Origin of the sequence: Mesorhizobium sp. M0998 (assembly GCF_040318885.1) — a bacterium.
Lineage (GTDB): Bacteria > Pseudomonadota > Alphaproteobacteria > Rhizobiales > Rhizobiaceae > Mesorhizobium.
The window spans coordinates 1-9,607 of sequence record NZ_JAMYND010000081.1 but is presented as its reverse complement, the minus strand read 5'-3'; the positions used below and the strand labels follow the sequence as shown (position 1 = coordinate 9,607).

10 protein-coding genes are annotated in these 9,607 nt (G+C 62.2%); 2 read left to right on the top strand and 8 right to left on the bottom strand.

Annotated features, from left to right (window positions below; translation table 11 throughout):
* Positions 1-495: hypothetical protein (locus tag NKH59_RS32690; RefSeq protein ID WP_353024348.1), on the bottom strand; the 495-nt coding region annotated here is incomplete at its 3' end.
* 51 nt (positions 496-546) lie between these two features.
* Here NKH59_RS32690 and NKH59_RS32685 point away from each other — a divergent pair.
* Positions 547-1,140, top strand: coding sequence for an SOS response-associated peptidase (locus tag NKH59_RS32685; RefSeq protein ID WP_352819757.1), 594 nt, complete (start codon positions 547-549; stop codon positions 1,138-1,140).
* Between the two features lie 91 nt (positions 1,141-1,231).
* On the opposite strand, the gene NKH59_RS32680 is transcribed toward NKH59_RS32685, so the two are convergent.
* Positions 1,232-1,777, bottom strand: a complete 546-nt coding sequence (locus NKH59_RS32680) for a group I truncated hemoglobin (RefSeq protein ID WP_352819759.1) — start codon at positions 1,775-1,777, stop codon at positions 1,232-1,234.
* A gap of 665 nt (positions 1,778-2,442) precedes the next feature.
* Positions 2,443-2,766 carry a hypothetical protein gene (locus tag NKH59_RS32675; RefSeq protein WP_352453636.1) on the bottom strand — a complete coding sequence of 108 codons (324 nt, stop codon included), beginning with the start codon at positions 2,764-2,766 and terminating at the stop codon, positions 2,443-2,445.
* 506 nt (positions 2,767-3,272) lie between these two features.
* On the opposite strand from NKH59_RS32675, the gene NKH59_RS32670 reads away from it, so the two are divergent.
* Entirely contained in the window at positions 3,273-3,890 is a 618-nt protein-coding gene (locus NKH59_RS32670) for a cupin domain-containing protein (RefSeq protein WP_352453637.1), read from the top strand.
* A gap of 334 nt (positions 3,891-4,224) precedes the next feature.
* Here the strand turns inward: NKH59_RS32670 and NKH59_RS32665 are convergent, their stop codons facing one another.
* Genes NKH59_RS32665 through NKH59_RS32645 form a run of 5 tightly spaced genes read right to left on the bottom strand, consistent with a single transcriptional unit; the run spans position 4,225 to position 9,430 of the window.
* Positions 4,225-4,743: a flavin reductase family protein gene (locus NKH59_RS32665; RefSeq protein WP_352453638.1), complete on the bottom strand. Its 519-nt coding sequence runs from the start codon at positions 4,741-4,743 to the stop codon at positions 4,225-4,227.
* 27 nt (positions 4,744-4,770) lie between these two features.
* Entirely contained in the window at positions 4,771-6,189 is a 1,419-nt protein-coding gene (locus NKH59_RS32660; protein ID WP_353024346.1) for an FAD/NAD(P)-binding protein, read from the bottom strand.
* The gene (gene ssuD / locus NKH59_RS32655; RefSeq protein WP_352503581.1) at positions 6,186-7,361 is read right to left on the bottom strand and encodes an FMNH2-dependent alkanesulfonate monooxygenase; all 1,176 of its coding nucleotides are present in this window, start codon (positions 7,359-7,361) and stop codon (positions 6,186-6,188) included. The genes NKH59_RS32660 and ssuD overlap by 4 nt, the downstream gene beginning before the upstream one ends.
* A gap of 33 nt (positions 7,362-7,394) precedes the next feature.
* A complete protein-coding gene (locus NKH59_RS32650) occupies positions 7,395-8,642 on the bottom strand; it encodes an SfnB family sulfur acquisition oxidoreductase (RefSeq protein ID WP_352772557.1) in 1,248 nt (415 codons plus the stop codon).
* Complete coding sequence (locus NKH59_RS32645; protein ID WP_353024344.1) at positions 8,639-9,430, bottom strand: ABC transporter ATP-binding protein; 792 nt, start codon at positions 9,428-9,430, stop codon at positions 8,639-8,641. Before NKH59_RS32645 ends, NKH59_RS32650 begins: the two co-directional genes overlap by 4 nt.
* Positions 9,431-9,607 lie beyond the last annotated feature (177 nt).

Sequence of the window (9,607 nt, the reverse complement as noted above, 5' to 3'; positions counted from 1 at the left end):
CACTTTGGAAGCATGCGGGCTACTTGCCGTCGTGTTGTCCTTTATTCTTACCGTTCTGTTGGTTGGTCTCATCCTTGGCTGAACCGATGCCCTTGCCACCGGCGACACTATGCCCGGCAATTGGCGAAGGTTGTGGCCAGTTCGAAGGATTAAACCATTCGTGCTAAGCGTTAATAGCTTGTAGCCATAGGAGAGGACGCCAACGTGGACAAACGGGCTGAAGGAGACGCGGAGAAATTGGCTCGAGGCGAGTTCGAGCTCAGAGCCGAACGATATGGTGTGAACGCCTTTCTTCTCGTTGTCGAACTCGTAAATCTGCTGGAAAAGCGCGGAACGATCAGCAGCGACGACGTCGCCAAAATAGCCGAGGCCGCCGCACTTGCCGTTGCCGCATCCAGCGAACCCGACGTGAACAGCATCAATCTGTTGCAGGCCATCGCTGCCGCACGCCGGCCCAAATAGGCTTATATCAAATCCGCCAGCAATCGGCGCCAACCGATAAACGCTATGTTGAACTGATCTCGGTCGAGCGTACGGAGCCTCTCCATGTGCAATGACTACGAGCAGCACATCGCCTGGGCCGAATACTGCCGGATGATGGAATCGCTGGCGCTCAAAATCCCCAGCCATCAAACCGAACTGGATCTGCCGCAGGCGGATGACATCCACATCAACGACCCCGCACCTGTAATGCGCGCCGCCGGCGACGCAATCGAACTGGCGTCGATGACATTCGGCTTTCCCCCGGCCGGGCCAAAAGGCGGACCTGTATTCAACTTTCGCTCGGAGGGCCGGCAGTTCAGCAACAGCAAGCGCTGTCTCGTTCCGGCGTCGGCATTCTTCGAATTCACGGGAACGAAATATCCAAAAACCAAGCACAGGTTCACACTGAATGGCCAATCGTTCATGGCGATTGCCGGGCTGTGGCGCGAGGGTGTCGGCAACAAGCCGCCGACGTTCACGATGCTGACGACCGATCCAGGCCCGGATGTCGCGCCATATCACAATCGGCAAGTGGTTGTGCTGCGGCCATCGGACTGGGCGGCCTGGATCCACCTGACGAGATCCGAGGCTGAACTCCTGCGGCGGTTGCCGGAAGGGTCGCTCAGAGTGGAGACAGTTCGGGCAGGTTCGGAGTAGGAACCATCGGAAAATTGCGCGCTGAGCTGCGGCCGCGCCTCACGGCGACGCGCGCCATGCTCAGAACGAATGCCCGCGCGATATAAGCGCTTCAGCCCCGCTTGACGTAGCCGGCGGTGACCTCGTCCTTGTGGGCGGCGAAAGCTTCCAGGACTTCGGTTTTCTCAGGCTTCGGAATCTTGAAATGATCCAAGGTCCGCCCGAGTTCGGCTGCGACCTCATCGAATTCCGCGGGGGAAATCCGCAGGTCGCGATGCGCCTCCTCGAGGCCGAGCGGCGTCGTGCCGGGCTTGGTGGCGACGAACTTGAAGGGCCCGCCAGAAACGTCGCAGACCCACAGCGTGCGCATGAACTTGAGGCCGGGCAGCCTTTCAAGGTTCTTGGTGTGCCATTTGCGCAGCTGCGGATTCTTGGACTTTTGGCCGACGATCGGGTTCCTCACGACGGCGTCGCTGAAATGATCGATCACCGCTGCGATGGCGAAAACACCCCCCAGCCGCTCATACAGACTTTTCTCAGATGCGGTTTTCTTCGTCTGCGCGAGCGCCTTGTCGACAGGCAATACCGACGTCGATGCGGCGGCCAGCGCCAGCGCGGCGACAACACTTCGTCTTGTGAGAGAAGTCGAAATTTTCATCCCTGGTTCCCTTCGAGGTTAGGCCAGAGCGAGCCGCAGCCTGTCTGGCGGGCTTCATGAAATGACATTCGGACACTTTGCCGTATTTTAGCATCGCCTAAAGAACTAACGAGCCCTTCGCCCGAATTATTCCGATTGGGCGGCATTGCCGTGGTCAACATGCGTCAAAAGGGGCGAAGGCCGCGCGGATGAGGAAGTGTTAAGCACGCGTCGCTGCACGCGGCAGAGGTCGCGAAGCCACTTCGGCCGCATCTGTGCCCCTGACCTTGGGCATTTTCCTTCTGTGTCGTGTTGTCGGCGGCAATCAGCCCCGGTAGGGGGCGTACAATCGCTTCCCGCGGCTTTGCCGGCTGCTTGCGGCCAATAGCCTGTGCTTTTCGAAGATCGCGAGCTTCTGCGGATAGGTCATCCGCACCTTGGCGTTGCACCCGTCGCATCTGAAGTGCGCGATTGTTCTTAGTGCAGAGCCCTTTCTTACCGCCGGATGCAAGCAATCCGGACATTCGAATGTGAGCGCGACATCCGATAAGTCTTCGGCTAAGCCCATTTCCGTCCCCTTCGCAAGCTCGGTGGCTACACTCTGGCGATTCTCAATGAGCAATTCAGATGCCAATCCGATTGTGCCAATGCGGGACTAGAACAATTCGCCTCGGAACGCCGCCTAGCTAGTGCGCCTTCTCTGCGCCTTTTGAGCGACGAAGAGACCTAACTTCCTCCAGCAGTTCGCGCTCATTGGTAGTCACGTTTCGGAAGATTGCGACAATCATCACCGCCAAGGCTTCGGCATCCAGGCTTAGAGGGTCAATGTGCTCATCTGCGCAAACCTGATCAAACACGCGTTCACAAATAGCCAAATCGTGAGGGCTGAGGCGAGTGCGATTGAAACGCCGGCGCGACATTTGCGAGCCTTCGACGCCCGCCGCCCCGTTGCAAAAGAAGCGGGCCTTGGCAAGAAACGCGAGTCGTTGAGTGGTTGTTCCCGGCTGCAAGCTTTGTTAAGCCGCCTGCAGCAGGGCAGACTGGAACGCCTTCCCCGCGCGCATCATGGCGCGTGCGAGCGGAGCTGTGCCTCGACCTTGGCATTTTCCTAGCATGGCGAGATGCTTGGCACCTCAGGCATTTTCGGGCGCCCGCCCGAACGGGGCTGGCCGCCATGCGCGGGCCGATCTTGGACGGCTGGACCGTTGGACTCACGTCAGACACAGTAGCCTGGGGGCAAGACTGCTTCGAACTCTAAACGGGGGCCGTCAGCTACCCATTTGACGACGCGGAGGAGCCACGCCTTGCGCTGCTGGCACTCGTCATCGCAGCCAATGCCACCGCGACACCTAGTTCCAACGCTTGAAAACTCTCCCTAGAGGGTTTGGCATCATGAACAGTCTTCTTTGGCGGCAGGCGCTTTAGCTCGCTCGAAACTTGGTCCGTGCCGTAAGTCGGTACATATGCTATAGCTAATATTGGGTCGAGGGGACGACCATGAAAGGGAGGACCAACCATGAAGCCGCATTCCCTCAGCGCCCGTCGTATTGGCCTGCTTATATTCTCGGTGTGTGCTTTCGGGCTGATGACGTCAGCCTCAATGCCCGCAGACAGCAAATTCGCCGTCGAGCCGGTGGTTGAGAAAAAGGTGAAGGAACTGCCCTCCGGACCGTTGTACTGGCGGCTGGATAATCTGCCAACGCTGGCGCAAGCCCAAAGCGTTGCGGGCCCGACCTCGCTTGCGGCCGAGGTCGCAGGCAAGGTCTGGCTGTTCACGCTTGGACCGAAGGATGGCTCTACGACCGGCGGAACCAAGGTCGTCGAGATCGGACCGATCCCTCCGATCAGCGCAAGCGAGTATTTGCTGCGTGTCAACCGCGCCGGTGGAGCGCCCGGCGTCAAGACGAAGATCCATACGCATCCGGGACCGGAGGCCTTCTATGTGCTGGCCGGCAAGCTCGGCCAGAGAACGCCCCACGGAGTGACCTATGCTGAAGCTGGCACGGCAATGATCGGACACGGGGCCAACACGCCGATGGAGGTGTTCAGCGCCGGCACAACCGATCTCGATGAGCTGGCCATCTTCGTGGTCGACGCCAATCAGCCGTTCTCGTCGCCGGCCAGCCTCGATTGAGGCGACATTTCCCGGGATGATACTTCCGCTCTCCACCTGTTGCAGACAGTCGGCGACCAGTTGACGCTAACAGGTGCATGCTGAATTCGATGGTGCTGCGAGAGAGGATTGAACTCTAGGTATCTATAATAAAATCAACTACTTACGATGAGTTTTTGTAACATTGTGACGGGCGACAAAATGGCTGGGAATCACTTCTAGCCTGCGGTTCTGGCTGGACGCCAAAAGACCCGCCTCCCCTTTACTGTTTTCTCTCCAAGGCATTCTAGATCAAGCCTTCATTTGAATGCCTGGACCTTCACCGCGCCGCCAAGCACCAGGAACCGAAATACGTTTACGACGATCCGTATGCGCCGTGATGATAGATCAGCGCCGGGCCCGGCTCTCCGCTCACCACATGCCGGACGCTGCCGAGGATCAGCGCGTGGCTGTGGCGAATAATAGTATCCTCAACCGCGCAGTCGACCGCGGCAAGCGCCTCGTCGAGTGCCAGTGCGCCGCTTGCAAGGCTGGACCAGCGAGCGCCCTCGTAGCGCGCCGACCCCTTCAGGCCACCGCGCCCGGCAAAGCGGTCGGCAATCGCGATCTGGTCGGCACGCAGCACATTCACGCAGAAATGCCGATGCCGGCTGATGGCTGCCCAGGTAGACGAGTTCAGATTGATGCTGACAACCATCACCTCTGGTTCGACCGATAGGGAATGGGCGGTGGTAACGGTTGCGCCCGTCCGTTCGTCGCCAACACCGGCGGTGACCACGGAGACAGCTCCGGCCAGGTGTCGCATCGCAAATTTCAGGGGAACCCGGGTTTCCACTAAGGTTTCCAATAGGGGAACGCGTTCGGTCAGTGTCATCTGGATAGCCTCATCGTGTTTGCAGCTTCACGACGCCTTGCGACGCAACGCCGTTTGGTATCCCAACCATTGGTGAATTTCGGCGGCGATGCGCTCGGCATGTGCGGTGACTTCGGGAATTCCCATCAGTTCGCCGACGCTGCCTCGCGCCAGTGGCCCGCTGACGAAAATGCTATCGGTCGGGCGCCCGGATGTGCCGACCGCACGGCCTTGGCTGTCGGTATCCAAACCAAGACCAATCGGATCGAGCCGGACCAATCCCATCCGCGCGAGCGCCGCAATCGCCGTGTTGGTCCGCAAGATATCGGCGTGCGCCGGTCCGGTCGTCACGATCACACTGTCGAAAGCATCGACAACGAGGCTGCGTTGGCCACGCAGTCGCTGCCTGACGCAAATGCGTCCGTCGACCTGTTCGGCGCCGACAATCGTTGCGGCGCGATAGGCAAGCTTGCCCTCGGCGACGCATCGATCGAGCACGTCCGCAACTTGCGGCGCGAGGCGGAAGCGATGCACGTCCCAGAGCGCACGAAGATGGCGTGCCACACGTCGCTGCTCGGCCAGCGGCAAGGCCTGCCAGATGGTTTGTCCCTGACGTCGGACAGCATCGAGCACCGGATGCCAGTCTTCGCCCCGGCGCTTGGCATCAAGGATCGTTACCCGGATGCGCCTGAATAGTGCCGTTGCGCTGCGTGAAGGCAGGGTCGTGAAATCGCCAATTGGATCGGCCAGCATCGCGGCTTGGCCGCGCGAGCGATAGCCGTGGCGTGACAGCGCGACGATGTGGCCACGATGCCCCTTGCGGTCGAGCGTTGCAATCACGTCCGCCGACGTCAGTCCGGTGCCCACGACCAGGACACGGTCGTCGCGGCCGATCGCTTCCAGCCTCTCGAGATCATAGGGATTGGCCACCAGCCCGGCTGTGCCAGCCACGGACTTCAGGGGCATCGGCAAGGCCGGCGGCGGATGCGTCGTCGCAATCACCACGGCGTCGGCAGCGAGCGCCCCGCCATCAGCGAGGATCAGACGGTAGCCCTCGCCGGTGCGCTCGACCGATGCGACGGCGGACCTGACATGGCGGATCGTTTTGCTGAGAAGGAAGGGCCGGAGATGAGATTCCACATAGCGCCCGAAAACGCGACGCTGCGGGTAGAGTGCTCCGTAGGCGGCAATAGCCTCGGCATCGTCTACAATGGCTCTGGTCTGCTCCAGCCAGTCGGCAAAGTGGCTGTCCTGGCCGGAGATCAGCGTCATTCTCGACGCCGGCACATTGATACGATGCGCCGGATCGGCCGTGGAGTAAGCCAGACCATAGCCGAGCCCCTCGCGGGGCTCGACGACCATGATATCGGATGCACCGGCCGGGAGCAGTCGCGCCAGATGAAACGCAGTCGCCGCACCTGAAAAGCCGCCGCCGACAATCGCTATGATCGGTGCGCTGGCGCTCAAGACTGGCTCGCGCGCAGCGCCGACGGGCGATGGTCGCCGGCCACGGTTTCGCCGAAGGGGCCCATGTTGACGGCCGTCTGCCGCGTTGAGATCTCGTGATCGAGTGGCAACTGCGGCAACACAAGTTCGCCGAAGCGATAGGCTTCCTCCAGATGCGGGTAACCGGACAGGATGAATGTATCGATGCCTATGCGCCGGTATTCATCGATCCGTGCCGCCACCGTAGCCGCATCGCCGACCAGAGCGGTGCCGGCGCCGCCACGCACCAGGCCGACACCGGCCCACAGATTCGGACTGATTTCGAGTTTGTCGCGACGGCCGCCATGCAGCCGGCTCATGCGCGACTGGCCGACGGAATCCATGCGCGCGAAAACCTTCTGCGCCTCGGCGATCGTCTTGTCGTCCAGGCGGCTGATCAGGCGGTCGGCATCGGCCCAGGCTTCGTCATTGGTTTCGCGAACGATGACATGCAGCCTGATGCCGAAACTCACCTGGCGTCCGGCCTTCTCGGCAAGGCCGCGCACATGGTCGACCTTTGCGGCGACGTCAGCCGGCGGTTCGCCCCAGGTCAGATATTTATCGATCTGCTCGGCGGCGACCGCATTGGCCGCCTCCGACGAGCCGCCGAAATATAGCGGCGGATGCGGCGTCTGCACAGGCGGGAACAGCAGCCTTCCGTCCTCGATGCGGAAATGTCTGCCTTCGTAGGCAACGGTCTCGCCGCGCAGCACGGCCTTGTAGATATCGAGGAATTCCCGCGTCACCTCATAGCGCTCGTCATGGCTGAGGAAGATGCCGTCGCCCTTGTTCTCGACCGGGTCGCCGCCGGTGACGACGTTGATGAGCAGGCGCCCGCCCGAAATGCGGTCGAGCGTCGAGGTCATCCGCGCCGCGAGCGTCGGCGACTGCAGCCCGGGACGGACGGCAACAAGAAAGCGCAACCGCTGCGTCAACGGCGCCAGCGCCGACGCCACGACCCAGCTGTCCTCGCAGCTTCGGCCGGTCGGCAGCAGCGCGCCGTAATAGCCGATGGCGTCGGCGGCCTTGGCGACCTGGGTCAGATAGGGCAGGTCGACCGCCCTGCCCCCCTCGGAGGTGCCGAGATAGCGGCTGTCGCCATGGGTCGGAAGAAACCACAGGACCTTGATCCTGTCGGGGATGGCAGTGCTCATGAACAGTCCTCTATGACTTTACGGCGTTCTCGCTCAGCTCCAGGCGTGTAGCGGCGGATTGACGTCGTTCAGGTAATAGTTGCCGAGGATCGCGTATTTCCAGCGCACCGGATCGTGCAGCGTGTGGGTTCGGGCGTTGCGCCAGTGCCGGTCGAGATTGTGCTCGGCCAGTGTGGATCGCGTGCCGGCGAGTTCGAACAGTTTGTTGGTGGCGTTGATGGCGATCTCGGTGGTGAGGATCTTGGATTCGGCAACCGCGATCTGCGCTTCCGCGACGGTCTTATCGTTCGGATCGGCCACGGCGCGGTCGACCGCCAGCCCTGCCTTGTCCAGAACGGCCTGCGCCGCATTGGCCCGCAGGCGAAGGTCACCGACGGCCTGGATAGTGTAGGGATCCTGCCAGGCATGATCGACGCCGCTGTCGATCCACGCGCGCGACTTGGTGCGCACGAAGCTGACGGTTTCGTCGATCGCCGCGTTGGCGATGCCGAGATCGACAGCAGCCTGGATGATCTGGAAGATGGCGCCGTCGGCCGTCGGCCGGTCATAGCCCTTGTAGCCGGGGACGAGATGCGTCTTCGGCACTTTCACATTGTCCAGCAGGACTGTTCCGGACAGCGTCGTCTTCTGGCCGAAGCTCGACCAGTCGTCGATGACCGTCAGTCCGGGCGCGCCGCGATCGGCGATGGCATACCAGGCCCGGCCCTCGTCATCGAGCGCCACGATCGGCACCAGATGGGCGAGCAGCGCGCCGCTGGAATAGAATTTCTGGCCATTGACCACGACGTGGTCGCCAGCGTCGACGAATTTGGTCTCGAAGTCGGCCGCCCGCTTGGAGCCGAATTCCGAGAACGCGTTGCCGAACCGCGTGCCGGACAGAACTTCGGCGAAGAGCAACTGCTTCTGGGCCTCGTCAGAGACGGTGCGGATGGCGGCGACGACGCCGAGATGGTTCTGCGGAATCTGGCCGAGCGACGGATCGGCCGCCGAGATGATGGTGATCACCTTCGACAGCGTCACATAGGAGAGTTCCGGTCCGCCATAGGCCTTCGGCACGTTGATCGACCACAGGCCGCTCTGCGAAAACGCATCGAGCTCTTCCTTCGGCCAGATGCGCTCGCGGTCCCGCCTGGAGGCGTCCTTGGCGAAGTCTGCGGCCAGTTTTTCCGCCACAGCGATCGCCTCGGCGTCGGTCTTGATGACATGCGCTCTGGCCGACGGACGCTCAACCGGGGGGACGGCGCTGCGGATATCGGACGGCTGCTTCGATTGGATGGTCATGCTGCGGTCTCCTGGGGAAAATGTTGCGATGGAAGCGGCGTGCCGCCGAGATAGTAGGTCTTGATGTCGTCGCGCTGGCGCAGGTCGGCGGCCGACCCTTCCAGCACGCTCTTTCCGTTTTCGAGCACGGTGGCGCGGTCGGCATATTTCAGCGCCACTGCCGAATTCTGCTCGGCGACAAGGATCGAAAGATCTTCGTCCCGATTGAGCCGCTTCAAAGCGCTGAAAATCTCGTCGACGATCAGCGGCGCCAGCCCCATCGAAGGCTCGTCCAGCACGAAGAGTTTCGGCCGCGACATCAGACCGCGGCCGATCGCCGTCATCTGCTGCTCGCCGCCGGAGGTGAGGCCGGACCGGGTTCGGCGCTTCTCGGTGAGCCTGGGGAAAAGCGCATAGACGCGGTCGAGGTCGGCCTTGACGCCGGTGCGGGAAGACGAATGCCCGAGCGCGCCGGTCAGAAGGTTCTCCTCGACCGTCAGCGAGCGGAAGCAGTGTCGGCCCTCGAGGACCTGGACCAGACCCTTGCGGACGAGGTGAGAGGGGCTTGCCCTGGAGACATCCTCGCCGTCGAAAGTGATCCGGCCAGCGGTAACAGTACCGCGCTCGGCCGGGAGGAGATTGGATACGGCGCGTAGCAGGGTCGTCTTGCCGGCGCCGTTGGAGCCGAGCAGTGCGACGATCTCGCCTTTGCCGACCGACAGGTCGACACCGTGCAGGGCGGCGATGGCGCCGTTGTAGACGGCCTCCACGCGACTGACCGACAGGATCGGATTTTCCGGGCTGGACATCGATGACTCCGCAATAGGCAGGAAATCGCGGCCGGGCCGGGGGGCGTTGGCGCGGTTGTCCCCGCCCCCCCCGCCCCTCCCCGCCCGGCGGGTTTTTCCCGGGCGGCCCTGCTCTCACCCCCAAACCGCCTGCAACGCGGGCCGGCCGGGGGGGCGGGCCGCGAGTTGTTGGACTTC